Origin of the sequence: Melissococcus plutonius ATCC 35311, assembly GCF_000270185.1 — a bacterium.
GTDB classification, from domain to species: Bacteria; Bacillota; Bacilli; order Lactobacillales; family Enterococcaceae; genus Melissococcus; species Melissococcus plutonius.
In genome coordinates this window covers 338,998-358,939 of sequence record NC_015516.1, presented here as the reverse complement: position 1 = coordinate 358,939, position 19,942 = coordinate 338,998, and the positions used below count along the sequence as shown (strand labels likewise).

At 30.3% G+C, this 19,942-nt stretch carries 13 protein-coding genes and 3 pseudogenes; 1 reads left to right on the top strand and 15 read right to left on the bottom strand.

Annotated elements, in window-relative coordinates; all coding sequences use genetic code 11:
- Positions 1–75 precede the first annotated feature (75 nt).
- From MPTP_RS01560 to rlmH, 10 genes and pseudogenes are all read right to left on the bottom strand, one after another.
- Positions 76–2,033: pseudogene (locus MPTP_RS01560) on the bottom strand (PTS transporter subunit EIIC).
- A 12-nt stretch (positions 2,034–2,045) separates the two neighbouring features.
- A pseudogene (gene murQ / locus MPTP_RS01555) lies at positions 2,046–2,935 on the bottom strand (N-acetylmuramic acid 6-phosphate etherase).
- Positions 2,928–3,989, bottom strand: coding sequence for a DUF871 domain-containing protein (locus tag MPTP_RS01550; RefSeq protein WP_013773257.1), 1,062 nt, complete (start codon positions 3,987–3,989; stop codon positions 2,928–2,930). Before MPTP_RS01550 ends, murQ begins: the two are co-directional and overlap by 8 nt.
- A gap of 582 nt (positions 3,990–4,571) precedes the next feature.
- Entirely contained in the window at positions 4,572–5,936 is a 1,365-nt protein-coding gene (locus tag MPTP_RS01545; protein ID WP_013773256.1) for a PTS ascorbate transporter subunit IIC, read from the bottom strand.
- Positions 5,937–5,965: 29 nt separating this feature from the next.
- Complete coding sequence (locus MPTP_RS01540) at positions 5,966–6,247, bottom strand: PTS sugar transporter subunit IIB (RefSeq protein WP_013773255.1); 282 nt, start codon at positions 6,245–6,247, stop codon at positions 5,966–5,968.
- On the bottom strand, positions 6,247–6,525 hold the full coding sequence (locus MPTP_RS09835; RefSeq protein ID WP_268746625.1) for a PTS sugar transporter subunit IIA: 279 nt from the start codon (positions 6,523–6,525) through the stop codon (positions 6,247–6,249). The genes MPTP_RS01540 and MPTP_RS09835 overlap by 1 nt, the downstream gene beginning before the upstream one ends.
- 12 nt (positions 6,526–6,537) lie before the next feature.
- The gene (locus MPTP_RS09735) at positions 6,538–8,301 is read right to left on the bottom strand and encodes a BglG family transcription antiterminator (RefSeq protein ID WP_013773253.1); all 1,764 of its coding nucleotides are present in this window, start codon (positions 8,299–8,301) and stop codon (positions 6,538–6,540) included.
- A 646-nt stretch (positions 8,302–8,947) separates the two neighbouring features.
- A complete protein-coding gene (locus tag MPTP_RS09760; protein WP_013773252.1) occupies positions 8,948–9,121 on the bottom strand; it encodes a hypothetical protein in 174 nt (57 codons plus the stop codon).
- Positions 9,122–9,357: 236 nt separating this feature from the next.
- Entirely contained in the window at positions 9,358–9,798 is a 441-nt protein-coding gene (locus MPTP_RS01525; protein ID WP_127468627.1) for a hypothetical protein, read from the bottom strand.
- 1,093 nt (positions 9,799–10,891) lie between these two features.
- Positions 10,892–11,371 carry a 23S rRNA (pseudouridine(1915)-N(3))-methyltransferase RlmH gene (gene rlmH, locus MPTP_RS01520; RefSeq protein ID WP_013773250.1) on the bottom strand — a complete coding sequence of 160 codons (480 nt, stop codon included), beginning with the start codon at positions 11,369–11,371 and terminating at the stop codon, positions 10,892–10,894.
- A 398-nt stretch (positions 11,372–11,769) separates the two neighbouring features.
- Between rlmH and MPTP_RS01515 the strand changes: the two are divergent.
- Positions 11,770–13,076 (top strand): annotated as a pseudogene (locus MPTP_RS01515) (S1C family serine protease).
- Positions 13,077–13,455: 379 nt separating this feature from the next.
- Here the strand turns inward: MPTP_RS01515 and MPTP_RS01510 are convergent.
- From MPTP_RS01510 to pnp, 5 genes are all read right to left on the bottom strand, one after another.
- On the bottom strand, positions 13,456–14,025 hold the full coding sequence (locus MPTP_RS01510; protein WP_013773247.1) for a TetR/AcrR family transcriptional regulator: 570 nt from the start codon (positions 14,023–14,025) through the stop codon (positions 13,456–13,458).
- Between the two features lie 248 nt (positions 14,026–14,273).
- Positions 14,274–15,908 (bottom strand): CHAP domain-containing protein, encoded by a 1,635-nt coding sequence (locus tag MPTP_RS01505; RefSeq protein ID WP_013773246.1) that lies wholly within the window; start codon positions 15,906–15,908, stop codon positions 14,274–14,276.
- A gap of 303 nt (positions 15,909–16,211) precedes the next feature.
- On the bottom strand, positions 16,212–16,721 hold the full coding sequence (gene mreD / locus MPTP_RS01500) for a rod shape-determining protein MreD (protein ID WP_013773245.1): 510 nt from the start codon (positions 16,719–16,721) through the stop codon (positions 16,212–16,214).
- A 2-nt stretch (positions 16,722–16,723) separates the two neighbouring features.
- On the bottom strand, positions 16,724–17,581 hold the full coding sequence (gene mreC, locus MPTP_RS01495; protein ID WP_013773244.1) for a rod shape-determining protein MreC: 858 nt from the start codon (positions 17,579–17,581) through the stop codon (positions 16,724–16,726).
- A 153-nt stretch (positions 17,582–17,734) separates the two neighbouring features.
- Complete coding sequence (gene pnp, locus MPTP_RS01490; protein WP_013773243.1) at positions 17,735–19,876, bottom strand: polyribonucleotide nucleotidyltransferase; 2,142 nt, start codon at positions 19,874–19,876, stop codon at positions 17,735–17,737.
- Positions 19,877–19,942 lie beyond the last annotated feature (66 nt).

The following is a 19,942-nucleotide window of genomic DNA, read 5'->3' as shown; positions in this document are numbered from 1 at the left end:
TGATAGAATTTATTATATAAATTAGTTTACTATTTATATTTCATTAATTAAAAATGACTAATTTGTTAAAACGATCTAGTTTACTTTCAAAACATTTACTTTTGCCGCTTGCCTACCCGTTGTTAGTAAGAAGATTTTTGGCTTTTTTCCATATTTGTTATAACAGTTAAAATATCGGTTGCATGTTTTAATTGTTTGATTTCTTCTAGATTCATTGTTGCTAGTAACGTTTTTAATAAAACTTTTTACCTTTCTTTTATTTGAATTTCAAAAGGCATTCCTTTTAGTTCTACTGTATTAATACCCATATGAATTAATATTTCTAATCCATTATCTTAAGTGATGCTAATCGTATGTTTTGTTTTAAAAATATTTGTGACTATCTCATTTACTAGTGAGTAAATATTTCATTTCTTGAAATAACAAAATAGCTATTGCTCATCATCTTTTGTAAAAAAACTTGATCTGTTGTTTCTACAATTGGTATACTTCATCATTTGCCACATTTAATTATATTTCTGTTTTTGTTTCTGTTGCTTTTTTAGTTACTACTTGCTTTGGTTGAGATGTATCGTTAGTCTGATTTATAGCATTATTAGTTGCTATCAATTTATCTTGAGGTATTCCAAAAAAATAGGTTAAAATAAAACCACCTAGATATGAAGCAAATAAGCCGAGTACATATCCCCACCATTTTCCATTTGCAATCAATGGAATAAAGGAAAACCTGAAGGTCCAATTGCAATTGCTCCAACTCCTCCAATTAAACCAATTACAGCACCACCAACTCCTCCACCTAAACAAGCTGTAACAAAAGGTTTGCCAAATGGCAAGGTAATACCATACATCAAAGGTTCCCCAATTCCTAAAATTCCAACTGGTAATGCTCCTTTAATCATTTTTGTCAATTCTTTGTCTTTACGAAGGCGGATTAAGAGTGCAAAGGCAGCACCAATTTGACCCCCGCCTGCCATTGCCAAAATAGGTAAAAGTAAAGTACTACCTGTTTGGTTAATCATTTGAATATGGATAGGTGTCAAGATTTGATGTAGTCCAAACATAACCATTGGTAAAAATAATGAACCAAGTACGAATCCTGCGAATGGTCCACCCATATTTAAAATCCAATTGATACTACCTACCAATTGATCAGAAATTACCCCTGCTAAAGGCATAATTAGATAAATTTCTGCTAAACCTATTAATAAAAGACTTATTGTTGGCGTCACAATAATATCGATTGAGTTGGGAACAATTTTGTGTAATTTTTTTTCTATTTGGGCAAGTAACCAAACTGCAAAGATAACACCCAAAATACCACCTTGATTAGCCACTAAAGCTTGTCCGGTAAATAAATTTTTAATGGGTGCATTTGTTTCTATGCCTGTAAGTAAAATGGTTGCTCCAATAACTCCTCCAAGTGTTGTAGTTGCACCAAATACCTGAGCAGCATTAATGCCTGTATAAATTGCTAGATAAGAAAACATACCATTTTTAATAATATTTAAAATTAGGATCAATTGTCCCCAGGTTGTTCCATCAATTGTTTTAGAAGTAACCAAGTTTGTAAGAATTGCAGCAACTCCAGCAATTAATCCTGAACCTACAAAGGCTGGAATCATTGGAACGAATATATTAGAAACGTCCTTTAATAATTGTTTCATTAAAGTAGGTTTCTGTTTCGCTTTTTGATTCGCTTTCATTTCATTAGCCTTTTCATTTACCTTATCCTTACCTGATAAATGACTCTTTAAAATTTCTTCTCCTAATTTTACACCTACTAAATTTACCATTTCTTGTGCCACTTTATTTACCTTGCCTGGACCGATAATCATTTGCAATTGTTCATCGTTTACCACGCCCAAAACACCCGATACATTTTTTAATTGTTCTTCATTAACTTTGTTAAAATCTCGTATATTCATTCTAACTCTAGTCATACAATGGACAATGCTTTGAACATTGTCCATACCACCTACACTTGCATAGATCTTTTCAGCTAATTCATTGATTGATATTTCTTCTTTGGCCATTTTATTCACTTCCTATAATGTTTTTTTAATAAAACCATCTGCCTTATTTAATTTTGTTTGGGCTTCTTTTAAATCGCTTCCCGTTAGAATCATGACAATAGCCAATTTTACATTTTCTTGTGCTTTTATAAAGTATTTTTCAGCAGTTTGGTAATCCACTTCTGTTGCTTGCATGATAATTCGTTTTGAACGTTCAACTAATTTTTTATTTGTCGGCTTAACATCAACCATTAAATTATTATAAACTTTGCCAATTCCAATCATACTGATAGTTGAAATCATATTGAGAATCAATTTTTGAGCCGTACCTGATTTTAAACGAGTCGAACCTGTTAAAAATTCTGGTCCACAATCAACTTCTATAAAATAATCCGCATGTTTTGAACTCTCTGCATTTTTATTACAAGACAATGCAGCAGTCATTGCACCCATATTTTTGGCATAATCAAGCCCACCAATGACATAAGGCGTTCGGCCACTTGCAGCAATTCGATAACCATATCATGTTTTGTCAAATTGATTTTCTTTAGGTCTTCCGTTCCTAGCATAGTTGAATCTTCTGCTCCTTCAACTGCTATTGTCATAGCTTTTTCTCCTCCAGCAATTAATCCAACCACCATTTCTGATGTGACACCAAATGTAGGTACACATTCAGCAGCATCTAAAACACCTAGTCGGCCACTAGTTCCGGCACCCATATAAATTAAACGTCCATTCTGTTTAAATGTTTGAATTGTCGCTTCAATAACACATTCAATTTTCTCTATTTGTTCTTCAATTGCTTCTGCAACCTTATGATCTTCTTGATTCATAATTCTTGCTGCTTCAGCAATAGACATTTCATCCAAATCAAATGTTGTTTCATTTCTTTTTTCTGTTGTTAAGTTTTCTAAATCAATCATGGCATGTCACACTTTCTATTCTAAATTTTTGTCCACCTTTAATATGGCGTAACAAATCACGATCTTTTTCTATCACTCTACCAATAATATTTACCTTTTCATTAGCGGGTAATTGATTTTTTATGATTTGAATTTCTCCCTGATAACGTAAATAGTTTATATTATCAATAGTTATTGTACCTATTTTTCGATTTTTAGCAGGTAAGGCAGGCATAATATCGGCAGTTTTATTGAATCGACTTTCTAGACTACGAATGACATCACGTGCTTCATCCTGCCTATTCGTATGTTCTCCTAAAACAAATGCCATGTTAGAATCATAAATTTCTGCAGTTAGACATATCATTTCTTTTTCTTTATAGCAGGCAAATTGTTTTAAACAATTAACTAAAAGACCACCATCCCCAATATAAATCTTATCTATTTTTCCTACTAGATCTAATGCTGCAGGGAATGGATTCATATAGCGATGTGCTTCCAATGTAGGTAAACCTTGATACAAGGGAGCGCGTAAATTCTTATCTCCTGGAATAAAGGCTTCAATCTTAAATCCAAATTTCTTTAACCAAGTATTCTTTTCATCAAACCAAGTTTGGTCCAAAGCTGTGTTCGGACGTGGATAATAATTATGCCATGCTTCTAAATTTTCAAAATTTGCCCGATAATCAACTAGTTCATCCATATCCTTTGCTGTAATTGTTGAAGCATTTAGAGCAATATGTATTTGATGAGATAACTTTGCAATAAGTTGGTTGCTTATGCAGTCATCTATTCTAAATCCAGTTATACCAATTTCTTTTATCTCTATTAAATTATCAAAAGAAAAACCAGCTTGTTTTAACGCTTCTCCAGATATATCTACCATTAAATCAAGCTTAAATTGCTTGCTGATTTTTCCTAGTTCGACTAAACGAGATTTATAGCAAGTAGCATTATCTTCTGGAATGTGCAGCGAGGTAAAGATTCCTTTAAACCCATGATTAGTCATTTTTTCTATATAGTTTTTAGTATTTTGACTAATTTCTTCATTTAAAAAAATAGAAAAACCAAACATTTAGATAACTCCTTTCTGAAATCGATTTCAATTTATAAATTAATTATACCTACTATTACATTAATTAGCAATGATATTTCAATTATTTTATTTTATAATGAAATTACATTTCTATTATTATGTTTAGATTTTTAAGGCAATATTGGTGATCTATTTATTGAATGATACTCAGATAATTTAATTATTTGTTGTTAAAATTTATAGTTATAATAAATCCAATAATCTGTATTAAAATAAATAATTAATCATTTATCAACCCATAGAAACAGTTAAAATTCCATTTTTAATCATGCGTTGAATCAAAATAGATAAACAAAGGATCGATTATCAAAATTATTTCTCTTTGACAATCAATCCTTTTTCTTTGAATACTAAATTTCTATTTTTATTTACTATAAGATAGTTTAAATTTTCAACATTTAATTTATTTTTTATATAAAATAGATAATCATATAATAGTTCGTTAATATCATATTACTTATAGGATATATTCTAACATCTTTGATTGCTATATATATTTATTTTTATTGCTCATATTTTAACTGAATTTTTTTGCTTTGATTTCTATTATGATTTTTTCTATTATTCTGCCATTGATGTTTCTTTTTTCCTTTTACTTATTTTTGTTAGCATTAACAATACAGATAACAAAATTAGAATACCTATAATGATTCCAGCTTGCCCAGAAATATTTGCTAGTTGGCTTAGAATAATACCAGTTACACTATAATCTGTATCCGAAAAAGTAGAGCCTTGCAGCCCTAAACCTCCAATGACTGGCAGCAATAGTAATGGCATAAAGCTTATTAAAATGCCATGAACAAATGAACCTGCTACAGCACCTCTCACTCCCCCTGTAGCATTTCCATAGATGCCTGCAGTTGCTCCACAGAAAAAATGAGGGACGACACCTGGAATAATTACAGTTGTTCCAGTCAATATCATTATAATTAAGCTAACGATCCCACCAAGAAAACTGGTTAAAAAACCAATAAGTACAGCATTTTGTGCATATGGAAATACAATTGGACAATCTAGTGCAGGAATTGAATTAGGCACTAATTTTTCAGATATTCCTTTAAATGCAGGAACAATTTCTGCTAAAATTAATCGTACACCTGCTAAAATAATAAAAATACCTGCAGCAAATAATCCGGCTTGTTGTAATGAATAAATAATATAATTTGTCTCATTACTTAAATTTTTTGTAATATAATCATTTCCAGCAAATAATGCTACAATAATATAAACAACAGACATAGTAATCGTAATACTTACAGTAGAATCTCTTAGAAAGGCTAGTCCCTTAGGAAAACGAATATCTTCCGTTGACTTTTCTTTATTACCTATCATTTGACCAATACAGCCACTTAAAGCATAGCCAAGTCCACCTGTATGACCTAGCGCTACGGTATTATTATTGGTTATTTTTTTCGTAAATGGCTGACATATTGCTGGTGAAATAGTATTAATCAGACCAACCGCCAAGCCACCAAAAATAATTAATGGAATAACTTTCATATTATTAATACTTAGAATAACTGCTACCATGCAAGACATATACAAAGTAGCATGTCCTGTTAAATAGATATATTTAAATTTGGTAAATCTTGCTATTAAAAGGTTAAAAGCCATACCTGTTAACATGATTAATGCCGTATAGGTTCCAAACTTTTCTAATGCTAAAGCAACAATAGCTTCATTATTTGGCACTACTCCCTTCATATTAAAAGCAATTTTAAACATTTCTCCAAAAGGAGCCAATGAATTTTCAATGATACCTGCACCGGCAGTGACAACAAGAAATCCTACAAATGTTTTTATACCGCCTTTTACAATTGATGCAATATCTTTCTTTTGTAAGATATTCCCTAAAATTGCAATAAATGCAACTAATAAGGCTGGTGTACTGACAATATCGATAACAAAACTTAATAGGCCTTTCATAAATGTATCCTCCTTTAATTATTAATTATTTATAGCAATCCTTGTTTTTGGCATTCAGCTTTAACTTTTACTATTAATTCATCCATATCAATAATACTATGCAGTATAACTATGTTTCCTAAATGGGTAGCACTTTCTGCTAAGTCTGCACCTATAAAAAATGCATCTGCTAATCCTTCTGAAGCACTTCCCATATCATAATGGGTAACTTCAATATTATGAATACCCAAAGTATTCAATGCTGTTTTAATATTCATCTCTACCATAAAACTCGATCCTAAACCAGAACTACATACAGCCGCAAATTTCATTATTCATCTTCTCCTTTAATAATATTCAATATATCGTTTTCTGTTTTAGCATCCAATAGTCCATTTAGTTTTTCTTTATTCGATAGTATTTTTGTTAAACTAGCTAATGCTCTAAGGTGATTTTCATTATCTATTGCTGCTAAACAAATAAAAAGATTTATTGGATGATTTTGATTATTACACAATAAAACGGGTTGATTTATTTTTAATAATGACATTCCCAATTCATTCACTCCCTCTTCTGGTCGCGCATGAGGGAGAGCCACACCATTACCAATATTAATAAAAGGTCAATAATGGTTCACTTTTTGAATCATAGCATTCACATAGCACTTATCAATCTTATGTTTTTCTCTTAGTGGTTCTGCTACAAGTTTGATAGCTGATTGCCAATTTTCTTGGTAATTTACAATTTTTACCGTATCCTTTGTTAGTAATTCAGATAACATAGGTCTATCATCTACCTTTGCTTTCAAATTTTTATTTATTTTCTTTTGTAATAATTTATACAATTGAGCCCTTGTAACCCCTTTTTTCAATTCAATATAAGGAACTAAACTATCTAGTAATTCATTAACTGAGGGAACCAAAATATCTTGAGATAAAAAATCTTCTTGAACTTGTCGTATCAATAAATTTTTTTCTAATTGATTCATAATTGGCTTTATTATATAAAGTGTTTTTGGTGTTTTTACTGGCACACTCGAAAAGATCATAGCTATTTCTTCTTTTTCTTTAAACGTTTTGCTATAAAATTCATTAATTGAGGCAGCATGTATAAAATTTAGCTGTGGAAATAGCTTTTTAAGTTGTGATTGCATAATAGCAGACGAACTTATTCCACTTGGACACATAACTAAAGCTTTTAATGATTTTTTTACCCCTTTTTCTTTTTGATTTAAAATTTCACCACCAAATAAAAGGGTAATGTAACCTACTTCTTCTTGGGGTATTGCTTTTTTTGTTAATAATTCAAATGGATATAAAGAAAGTTGAGTTAAATCAAATAATTCTGTATATTGAATTTTAATTTCATCAATTAAAACATTGGTAATCTTCAACCCATATTTGATTCTAAAATAAGCAGATACTAGGTGATAAAATAGTTCTAATAAAATTTTTTTGAATTTATCGAAATGAATGACTGCTAATCGTTCTATTTCATAAATAATTTCACTACAACAATCCATTAAAAAATCTAATGATGGGTCTTTAACATCTCCCTGTGTACATATCATAAACAAAACTGTTATATAGCATAATTCTTCTTTGCTATTCTCTAGGTCTTTAAAATGAGATAAAAATTTTTCAGCTTTCTCATACATTAATAACTTTTCCAATAAAAGTTGATTTTCAATACCTAGCTTTCCTCTATTTTGTTTTAATCGACATAATAGAATAGAAATAAAATAGATCATCTCTTCAAACCTACTTGGTACTACAATTAAAGAATATTCTTCAATAATTTTTGAAAAATAATATCTTACTTTATCATGTATATTATAATTATTTTTTAAAAGATAACTATAAAGTAAACGCTTACTTTTATTTTCATTAAAAAAAGATAAGATAAATGAATACGCAATAGCTCTTATTTGTAATTCTTTCCCCGTTAGGTAAAAACCTTTCTTTCTCGCATATATTATTTTAATACTATATTGGGATAGATGATCCCTCAGCTTTTTTATATCTTTTAATATAGTATTTTTGCTAACAAATAAAAGATCTTGAAAATGGAATACAGAAAGTTCTTCTAATTGCATAAACAACATTAAATAGATCATTACCTGTCTTTGATTCTTTGTATAAGTAATTATATGCTCTGTTTTTCCAAAAAGAATATCTAACCACCTTTCTTTTATTTTATTAGATATATAAAGATAATTGTCTTTTAAGATTAATTCTTCCTGACAAATTTCTCTAGCACTATTATTAAAAGAAGACAATTTTACTAAAAATTCATTCCTATCTGTTTTAAACATTTCTAAAATTTTATTCATTGAGATAATTGGAGTGAAATTGTTAACAATAAAACTAAACCGGTAATCAATCATTTTTAACCTCCATGTATATGTATACTATATAATGTGAATATTAAAATCGCTATACTTATTGAGTCCAATTTATTTTTTTTATTTGTTAATGATTGTACCAAAGTACCTAAAAACAGCATAAGTATAGATTTTTTGTCTTATCTATTTTAGAAATTTTTTAGCTATTTAAAACTACATATTAAACAGAAGACCCTATCACCTTAATATGGTCTTCTTTCTATAAAAATATTGATTTCTAATTTTTTATTATGCAACTTTGATTGTGTTTTTATATGGTGTTAATGCAATTTCTACATTATTATTTACTACTCTAATATCATTGATTAGTTAAATTCTTGTTATTTTAATTTATTACTATATTTAAAATTGACTATTTTTCTTTAAATTATTCTTTGTATTTAATCTCTTTTGTTAACGAACTTTTTTATATTGAAGATAATTATTCAATATGTTTTTTTAAGTAATTTATTCATCTATTAAAACATATTTATACTTTCAGCATTATTCATTTATTAGATTGATTAAAATATTCTTTTACATCGATCTCTTCGACAGATAAAATAGCACTCATATCAAATCCAGCCATGTCTTGTAAAAAATCATTGCTTTGCATATACTTCTCATTTAATTCACCAATATTGCCAGTCTAAGATGAAACCAAAACAAACACACGTGGCTGTTCTTTGTTTTCTTCACTAGAAACAAAATGAACAGTAATGCCATATTTAGGCAAACTTACTAAATGCCTTTTCCAATGTATGTTTAAATATTCTTCAGCACTCTTTCTATCCTTCATTGTATAAATTCTGATTTGATACATTTATTTTATCCTCCATCTTTTAAGACAAAAATTTTATTATTACATAATTAATAAACAAGATTAAGTTCATCTACTAAAATAACCTATCTTTATTAAAACATATTCTTCATTTTTTATTAATCTAAAATCAACTAATTTATGATAAAAGACTATGTATTGAGAATAAATGATAGTTGTAGAATCTAATAACTCATATGCAAACATAATCTTATCATACTGTTTTAAAATAACAACAGTTATTTTATAAGGACATTATTTGCGATCTCATTTATAATAGACATATTACCGGTATTGTAATAGGATTTCCAAATTTCATCGATATTTGCTTCTCCAAGACTCGTAGCCATTTTTGTAGTTGGGTTTGAGTCATCTATCTTTATCATATAATAGTAAATTTTGTTGTTATCTCGTCCAACAGCATAAACGTTTTTTGAATATCCTCTAGCTTTGATTTTACCATCCTTTCCAGCAACTGAAAATAGTTGATCCTCTTCACTTGTATTTCTTGCGAATTTTATAGGAACCTTTGTCAGTATTATAGTATTTGTATTCGATTCGGCAATTTGTATTATAGGTTGATCAATCGTACTCTGTGAAGGACATCCATTAAAAAACCAGTCAGATGGTGCGCCCAAAATAATTAATGCTGCACGTTGTTCTGTGGATAGTCTCTTCACAGCTTCCGCTGCATCACTATCTTCATAATTATTTTTATAGGTATTTTTGTAAATGTCTTCATAGTCATCTTTTCTATTCCTTGTAGAATTGGACGTTCTTATCTCACTGGAAGATTGAGACACTGAAGAAATATTATTAGTCATATTAGAGGAATTCATTGAGCTTGCATCACTAACTTCATTATTGGGTTCACTCGAATAGCTATTCACAACAATAAAACAGGTCAGTATTAAAATAATACCGCCTAATCCACCTATTATGAACAGAACAGATACTTCTTCTTTTTACGATTGTTTTCAACTCGATTCATATAATCCACTCCTTAGCATACTTTCTTTAAAAAATATCTTTTCTTATAAAAACTAATATACAAAAAATAATTTAAATTATGTAAATATACTTTCATTCGCTAATAGGTACATTGAATCACCATACTACCAATCCATTGATCCATTAAACTATTTATGCTAGTAGTTCATCAGATAAATAATTCATAAAAGACCAATCCTCATAACTATCTTTATACTTAGACACCCACCTTACTGTTTAAATTATCTGTCATATTAATAATTAGTAATTTAATTTTGTTCTAACAATTACATATTATATATTTTTACGTTTTCTATTTTATCATTAAATTGAGTAAAAAAGGATAAAAAAGATAAATGCATTGATCTTTAAGTCATAAATAGCTATAAAAACGTTAAGTAAGCTAGATAATTTACCATTACTAGCCATTCAATTTAAATAGTTTATTGAAATATGATTGCTCCTCCTACAAAAAAATCCTATTCGGTTGACCGAATAAGATTTCTTCATATAACTTATTATCTATTATAGTTATTTATAACTGTATATCATTCAAATGTTAACTTTACTTAATAAAGAAAATATAAATTTTTAATAAATATCTAGTATAATTCCTTGCTCTTTAACTTTTTGAATATTAAAAACACCAATATTTATAAAAATTATATAAATAAATTTTCTCATATTCTATTCTATAATAATCACTGTAAACAATAAAATTCTGTATAAAATGACCTATTTTATTAAAATAAATGCAATATTTTATATCAATCTAAAATCATTTCATTTATGATAAGGTTCTCCCTTTATAATCCGAAAACTTCGGTAAATTTGTTCAATAAGTATTAATCGCATTAATTGGTGTGGATAGGTTAATTTACCAAAAGAAAGTTGTTGATCACTACATTTAATTACTGCCTCGTCTAAGCCAAGAGAACCGCCAATTACAAAAACAATCGAACTATGACCATGTATTCCCAATTGTTCAATATTTTTAGCAAATAATTCACTAGTTAACTGTTGTCCATCAATTGTCAATGATATTACATAGTCTTGTTCGTTAATTTTAGTTAAAATTTTTTTACCTTCTTTTTCTTTGACTTGTTTCATTTCTGCATGACTTAATTTCTCAGGAGCCTTTTCATCAGGAACTTCTATTATTTCAATTCTTGCATAGTTTATTAAGCGTTTTGAATATTCGTTTATTCCCTGAACCAGATATTTTTCCTTTAATTTGCCGACTGTTATAATTTTTATTCTCATTTTATCTCTTCCATTACTTTTATTTTTCAACAATTTTATCATTTATTTTTTAAGTATTCCACAGTAATTCCACATAGTTATACACATATTAACAGAATTATCCACAGAAAATTTATCGATAATTACTTATTTTGTATCATTTTTATTCTCGAACGTTTATTCGCTTGTTCTTTATTCACATTATCCACAACTTGTGGATAACTTTTTAAAATTACTTTTGCGTTATTTATTTGATTTTTCCACCTTTATTGTGGATAACTTATCAGCTATATTTTTTCTTTATATTTTATTTTTTTCTCCCTAAGTTGTTCATAAAAAATTCAAGGCTCTTCTATAGACTAAGAATAACACTAAGCGATATACTAACACATAGAGAGTTCCAATTAGGAGGTAAAATTATGGAAAGAAAAAATGTAACACCTATTTCTAATAAAAAAAATTCATTTTTTAAAAAATTTGGCATTGGTTTACTCGGTGGTGTAGTAGGCGGTGTTTTAATCATTGGTGGTACTTATGCTGCAGTTGGTATGAATGTTTTACCCTCTCCATCTGCCACAAATACAAATAATTCTTTAACGCCAGCTAAAAGCACTAAAGTAAGTAATATTAATTATAATGTAAATAGTGATGTAACAAAAGCTGTTAATAAAACTCAAGATTCAGTCGTTTCTGTGATCAATCTACAACAAAAAAAATCTTCTTCTGATTTAGATGGCTTAGATGGTCTCTTTGGAAATGATGATAATAACAATAAAAAAATAAGGATAATAGTTCAGGTGGCTTAGAAGCTGCTAGTGAAGGTAGTGGCGTTATTTATAAAAAAGATGGCAATACTGCCTATGTCGTAACCAATAATCATGTAGTTGATCAATCAAACGGATTGGAAGTTATTTTACATGATGGAACAAAAGTTAAAGGGAAATTAGTTGGAAAAGATGCTTATACCGATTTAGCAGTTATTAAAATTGCTGCCCAAAAAGTAGATCAAATTGCTACATTCGGAGACTCTAGTAAACTAAAAGTTGGCGAACCCGCCATTGCAATTGGTTCTCCATTAGGTTCAGAGTATGCCAACTCGGTTACACAAGGAATTATTTCTTCAGTAAATCGTAATATTACAAATGCAAATGAATCGGGAGAAACTGTCAATATTAATGCAATACAGACAGATGCAGCAATTAATCCCGGAAATTCTGGTGGTCCACTAATTAATATTGAAGGACAAGTTATTGGGATTAACTCCATTAAAATCCTTCAAGCTAATAGTCAAGTTAATGTTGAAGGTATGGGATTCGCTATTCCTAGTAATGATGTTGTATCTATTATCAACCAACTAGAAGCCAAAGGAAAAGTAACACGCCCAGCATTAGGAATCACAATGGAAGACCTATCAAATATTTCTTCACAACAACAAGAAGAAATATTGAAATTACCTTCTTCTATAAAATCTGGTATTGTTGTTCTTTCTGTTCAGGCAGCAACACCAGCCGATAAATCAGGTTTAAAAAAATATGATGTCATTACAAAGGTTGATGGAGAAAATATCAATACAATCACAGATCTACAAAGTGCACTTTATAAAAAAAATGTTGGTGACTCAATGGAGGTAACCTATTATCGTGAATCAAAAGAGCATACTGCATCTGTTGATTTAACAATTGACAAATCAGCATTAAAACAACCTTCTATACAAGAAAATCGTTAATTTTTAAGTCTATTTATAGTAACTTTATAACTTTCTCTCAAAAATAAATGAGAATTATTAGAAATTAAACCAACAACCTACAAATAAACAAACAGTCTATCAAGAAAGATAGACTGTTTTACTTTTATTATTCGTAATATAAAATGGTTTTATTAGGTAAGTCAAATTCATTATATAGTTTAAAACTATTTTATTAGTAAGTATGTTGTAAATTTTAAGCAATTAATAAATAATTAAAAATAGAATACAAGATAAATTTTGACAAATTAAAAATAGTTTTGCTTTTTTCTACTATTTTATTGCTTAGTCTTTTCTTTATTCATAATTCTTTCTATCCATCTAATTATGTAATCAATAAACCATCAACATACAATAATAGTTATTCACTATTTTGGCAGTATAAACGATAAGAAAACAACTCTGTATCTTTTGCTAAACGAAACAATTGGGCAGCAATTGCTAGTGGTATTTCTTGATAATCATTTAATATCCAATTTGTTAGTACGCCACCACAACCATAAGAAAAAAAACGTGAATAGAATTCTTTATCTTCCTCTGATAATTGTTTTTCCCTATCTATGCTATTAAATAGATTGATAAATAAACGATGAGTGACTTCATAAAAGGTTTCTAATAAAACATTGATATCTGCTTGAACTGTATTCAAGTAAAAGGTATCTTTTTCTTTAATTTTTTTTAATGTTTTTAAAGCTTGCTCTTCCCAATTATCAATCCGAATATCTGACTCAATTAAATAAATAAATGCATCATGTTGATAAATCCAACATAATAAATCATTTTTGTCATTAAAATGATAATAAAATGTTTGGCGATTTAATCCCACTTTCTTTGTGATATCTTGTACACTGATTTTATTAAATGGTTTTATTTTACATAAATCAATTAATGCACCAGCCATTGCTCGTTTAGTAATTTTTGATTCACCCATTCTTTTATCCTTTCTTTTATATAATAATTTTATCATGACAAGGAAGATAAAAAAATAATTATTAGATTAAAAAATTAATCAAATAACGAATTGTAGTAAATTATTTTATCATTTTTATAAAAAAAACCTTCATAAAAACTAACTAGCATAGTTTTTATGAAGGTTTAAACAATTAAATAAAATAACTAAATGATTAGTTCAATATTATTCATTGTAATACATTTTGTATTGAGTAACATACATTTGAACTAGCCTGGGAAGCGCCAAACAACTGCTCTAAAGCCAGCTGGTGGTGCTGGATTCCAACCATAAGTCGTTGATACATAACCAGATCCGCCTGGATTATTTGCTTCAACAATTTGGACAGATCCGCCATTCACTGCTACAACTAATAATGTATGCACGCCACCGATCCAACCATCAGGTGAATAGGTATTTTCATATTGAACGACATCTCCTGGTTGAACATTGCTCCAAGAAACCTCTGTAGCTCCTGAGCCTGTATATCCACTATGAACGCCACCGAAGCCAAAATTGATACCGCCAGCTGTTAGCCAACGTCTAACAGATACCAAACATTCTCCCGGTTGGTTCCAACCAGTTTGATAAGAGTTACCTACATCAGCCAATGCTGCATTAACTGCTGCACGTTTTGCTGATGATACGCCGCCAGTTGCTGCTGATCCATTTCCTGAATTATTATGCGTTGGAGTGTGGGCAACAGGGTGTTGTACTGGCTGTTCTGGTTGAACAGGTTTTGGTGTTTCTTTTGGTTGTTCTGGTTGTACTTGTTCTACCTCAGGTTGTTTTGGTGTTTCTTTTGGTTGTTCTGGTTGTTGACCTGCGTCAGGTTGTTTTGGTGTTTCTTTTGGTTGTTCCGGTTGTTGACCTGCATCAGGTTGTTTTGGTGTTTCTTTTGGTTGTTCTGGTTGTTGACCTGCGTCAGGTTGTTTTGGTGTTTCTTTTGGTTGTTCTACAGATGTTCCACTTGCCTGGTTATTTTCAGCAGGTTTATTCTTTTCTGTATTTTTGGATGTTTCAACAGAAGCACTTTCTTGAACAATCTTCTTATCAGTAGCATTCAGATTAGTTGTACGTTTTTGCTCATTCTGTTTAGCTGCTACTTCACGTTGTTTTGCTTCAGCAATTGCTGTTTGTTGTGCTTTTTCTTCTGCCGCTTTTTGTCTTGCTTGTTCTTCTTCAAGTTTCTTTTGGGCAGCTTCTTTTTGAGCAATAAAACTTGATTTTTTGTTTTCTTCTGTTGTGCGTTGTGCTTCTAATTCATTTTTAGCTACTTCTTGTTGAATTTTTAGTGTATCCAATGAAGCTTTTTTCGCATTTAATTCTTTTGTTGCACTATCCAAATCAGAAATTTGCTTTTGGACAGTTTTTGTTTTTTCTTCAACAACTTTTTTATCTGCATTTTGTTGTTTCAACAGATCATTATTTGCACTCATAAGTGTTGATAATCCTTGGATACGAGTTACTGCATCTGAAACAGACTCCGAATTTAACACGACATCTAAATAACTTTTTCCGCCATTTACCTGAACGTCACGTGCTTGTTTTTGCATTTGTACTTCTCTTTTTTGGATACGTACATTTAAATCAGAAATTTGATCATATAGGTCCTTAATTTCTTTGGTTAATCCATCCTTTTTAGCAGTCAATTCCTTTGCTTGCTGTGTAGTAGCTGACATATCTGAAGCAATGGAAGCAAGTTCCTTTTCTGCTTGTGTTTGTTGCATCTTCAACGAATCAATTTTCTGATTTTGCTGTTGAATTTTTGAATCAATAGTTTCAGCAGATGCTGCTTTATGAATAGAAACGGCTGTTAAAGCGATTGAACAAACCATTAATGCTGACAATGCACTTTTCTTCACACTTTTTTCCTCCAAATTTGCTTAATTTTTATTTAGTTTCCTTAATGTATAGATTGATTGTAGCATAGCTGTATTTCATAGAGATAAAATCAAGATTACAAAAATATTTCATTTTTTACTATGCTAAAATTCTCTTTGTTCACCTCCCTTTCTTAATTATCTTGCAATAAATACAATAAAACAAACAATCTGCAAAATCTTCAACATTCTGTCAAAGTTCTACAGATTGATAAAAAGTTATTATCCTCAATAAAAATTACTCTTACTTTTCTTTAACCTAGATTTAATACGCTAAATAAATCGTTATTTCTCTGCAAATAACTTTTTTATAGGGTAGGAAAAAATAACAAAGAAAAGCATATTAAGTAACAGTGTAGGGCTTAACACTCTTGTGATAAATAACAATGGTCGAACACTTGATAGATGAAAAATAATTTGTAAGAAAACTGAAATCAATTCATAAATAGTTATAAAAATAACAATACTAAAGAATGTAGTAAACAAATTTGTCTGAACGATTTTTCTAAAATAAAACATAAGTATGACAGTAACCGGCAAGGCAACTGTATAAATGCCTATAATGCCTATATAATATATATCACATAGTATACCTAAAATAATGGCAGAAACAAGCAAATAATTTTTTGATACATTTTGAATAATTAACAAAAAGGCTAGAAGTAATAAATGTGAATTTGCAAAATAAATGTTATTTGTCCATGTTTCCATTATTTTAGTTATATGTGCATCGATAAGCATTAACAAAAAGAACACAATAGGCGCATAATATTTAATATTTTCCTTTTTTATCATTTCTATTCTTCGCCCGCCGATCTTTTCACTACAGTTACTATGGAAACTCCATAAACGTTTGCATAGGGTTTTACAGCTACCTCTCGATCTAAACCATAACTACCAGATTTTACTTTTTGAACCGTACCAACTGGTAAATCAGCTGGTGAGTTTCCGCCTAACCCGGAGGTTTGAACAACATCTCCTGCTTTAACCTGAGTATTTCCAGTCAACTGAGAAACTGTCAATGTTTGTGCCTTATCATTATAATTTTTTAACAGACCATAAGATTCCCCATTTTTAGAAGATATGTGCACTGGAAAATGATTAGAAGTAATATTTTTAGAAGTAATCAATTCTACTTTTGCCGATGCTCGATTGACTTCAATAATACGTCCCACTAATCCTTTCTGTGCCATAACTGCCATATTTGCTTTTAGGCCATCCTTTGTTCCTCGATCAATGATTAAGATATCTTGCCATGTATCTGGTGAACGAGTAATGACATTGGCAGTGATTGTTTCATAATTTGTTAAGGTTTCATTTAAGCCTAGTTCTTCTTTTAATGTACCAATTTCTTTTTGATAATTATGATTTTGAATTCTAAGTTCATTATAATCATCAATTTTTTCTTTCAATCGTTCGTTTTCTTTGTAAGTATTCATTAAATTACTAATTGAAGTTGTCCCATTTTCAATAGTGCGTGCTGGGAATGAAATAGCTTTGTCAATTAAACCAATGCCATCACTGATCGTTGATTGAACAATATTTGCTTTTCCTTTATTTGTACGTTGTGCAGCAGTCAAACTAATGAATACAACGATTATGATAACCAATAATAAAGCAATAATGATATTCTTGTTTGGATTAAATTTTTTCACAATAGGCACCTCTTATTGTTCTTCGGACTGATAATTTTGATTTTACCACTAATTTTAATCAAACAAAAGAGTCGGCTCTTATCTCTTTAGTTTTTTTTATTAAATAAAAGTTCATTGGTTTCCAAAATTTATAATTAAAACAAATTTAGCTACTTATTGTTCGTTTGTTTGGTTTTTTTCTTCATTTAATAGAGCTTTTCTAGAAGCATTTATTCTACCTTGTTTATCTATCTCAGTAACTTTCACCAAGATTTCATCTCCAACCTTAACAACATCTTCAACATTTTTTACTCGTTCATTTGCCAATTGAGAAATATGAACCAACGCATCTTTGCCTTTAATTAAGTTTACAAATGCACCAAATTTTTCTATACGAACAACTTTACCAAGATAAACCTGTCCAACCTTGACATCTTTTGTCAAATCTTCAATAATCTTGATTGCTCGTTTAATCATAATATCATCCGAGGAAGCAATACTTACATTTCCTTCTTGATCGATGTCAATTTTCACGCCAGTTTCTTCAATGATACCATTAATTGTTTCCCCGCCCTTACCAATAACATCTTTAATTTTTGATGGATCAATTTTGACCATTTCAATTTTTGGTGCATATTGACTCAATTCATTTCTAGGTTCAGCAAGTGTTGAAGTTAATTCATTTAAAATTTCCATACGAGCTTTCTTCGCTTGTTCTAAAGCTTCCTTAAGTATTTGTTCAGTGATCCCTTCTATTTTAATATCCATTTGTAAAGCAGTGATTCCTTGCTTTGTGCCGGCAACTTTGAAGTCCATATCACCTAAGTGATCTTCAAGCCCTTGAATATCTGTCAGAATTGTATAATTTTCTCCATCACTAACAAGTCCCATAGCAATTCCTGCTACAGGTGCTTTAATTGGTACACCTGCATCCATTAAAGCCAGAGTTCCTGCACAAATACTTGCTTGAGAAGATGATCCATTTGATTCTAAAACTTCAGCAACCAAACGAATGGTATAAGGAAAAGCTTCTGGACTTGGAATAATTTGAGATAGAGCTCTTTCACCTAATGCTCCATGACCAATTTCACGACGGCCGGGAGAACCAGCCCGCCCGGTAGAACCAACTGAAAATTGTGGAAAATTATAATGATGAATAAATCGTTTTGATTCCTCAATACCTAATCCATCAATTATTTGATGTTCACCTAAAGGAGCTAATGTACAAGCAGATAAGGCTTGCGTTTGACCACGCGTAAACAAACCGGATCCATGTACTCTTGGTAATAAACTTACTTCTGAAGAAAGTGGTCTAATTTCATCTAGTTTTCGTCCATCTGGTCGAATTTTGTCAATTGTGATTAATTCACGTACAACATCTTTTTCCAAGTCTTCAACAATTTGTTTGACTTCATTATTCAATTGTTCTTCGGTACTTAATTGAGCTTCATATTCTTGTTCTGAAAATTTTTCACTATAATTGTTTCGTACTTCTTCTTTGACAGATTGAATATTTTCTTCTCTTGCTAATTTTTCTTCTGTCATTACAGCTCTCTTCATTGTTTCATAATAGTCCGTATAAATTCCTTTTTTCAAGTCAGGATCAACTTGTAATAACTGTATGGTCATTTTTTCTTTCCCAACTGCTTGACGAATCTCTTCCTGAAAGGCAACCAATTCTTTAATTGCTGCATGACCAAATAATAGTGCGCCTAACATGTCACTTTCAGACACCTCTTCAGCACCACTTTCTACCATATTAATCGCTTCTTTTGTTCCAGCAACACTCAAATCAATGTCTGATTGATTGCTTTGTTCAACAGTTGGATTTAACACATACTCACCATCAATACGGCCAACTTCAACACCAGCAATCGGTCCGTTGAATGGAATATCAGAAATTGTTAATGCCAAGGAAGAACCTAACATAGCTGCCATAGCAGGTGAACAATCTTGTTCTACACTCATTACAATATTTGTAATTTGAACTTCATTTCTAAACCCTTCTGTAAACATTGGACGAATTGGGCGATCAATTAAACGAGCAGTTAATGTTGCACTTTCACTTGGTCGTCCTTCACGTTTAATGAAGCCACCAGGAACTTTCCCAACAGCGTACATTTTCTCTTCATAATTAACAGTCAATGGAAAAAAATCAACGTCTTTTGCTTCTTTTGAAGCAACAGCAGCGCTTAATACGACGGTATCTCCATATCGAATCAACACAGCACCGTTTGCTTGTTTAGCGAGTTGCCCTACTTCAACCTGAAGAGGACGTCCACCCCAACTTGTTTTAAATACTTGCTTTTCTGACATAATCTATCTCCTTCTATTTTACTTTGGAAAGATCAGCCACTACTAAACAAATGAAAACAGGTCATC

Excerpts from the sequence above, each read along its gene's own strand:
- MPTP_RS01550 (WP_013773257.1), bottom strand. The coding sequence starts at position 3,989 with ATGTTTGGTTTTTCTATTTTTTTAAATGAAGAAATTAGTCAAAATACT.
- MPTP_RS01540 (WP_013773255.1), bottom strand. The coding sequence starts at position 6,247 with ATGAAATTTGCGGCTGTATGTAGTTCTGGTTTAGGATCGAGTTTTATG.
- mreD (WP_013773245.1), bottom strand. The coding sequence starts at position 16,721 with ATGATAAAAAAGGAAAATATTAAATATTATGCGCCTATTGTGTTCTTT.
- MPTP_RS01545 (WP_013773256.1), bottom strand. The coding sequence starts at position 5,936 with ATGAAAGGCCTATTAAGTTTTGTTATCGATATTGTCAGTACACCAGCC.
- MPTP_RS09735 (WP_013773253.1), bottom strand. The coding sequence starts at position 8,301 with ATGATTGATTACCGGTTTAGTTTTATTGTTAACAATTTCACTCCAATT.
- rlmH (WP_013773250.1), bottom strand. The coding sequence starts at position 11,371 with ATGAGAATAAAAATTATAACAGTCGGCAAATTAAAGGAAAAATATCTG.
- MPTP_RS09760 (WP_013773252.1), bottom strand. The coding sequence starts at position 9,121 with ATGTATCAAATCAGAATTTATACAATGAAGGATAGAAAGAGTGCTGAA.
- pnp (WP_013773243.1), bottom strand. The coding sequence starts at position 19,876 with ATGTCAGAAAAGCAAGTATTTAAAACAAGTTGGGGTGGACGTCCTCTT.
- MPTP_RS01510 (WP_013773247.1), bottom strand. The coding sequence starts at position 14,025 with ATGGGTGAATCAAAAATTACTAAACGAGCAATGGCTGGTGCATTAATT.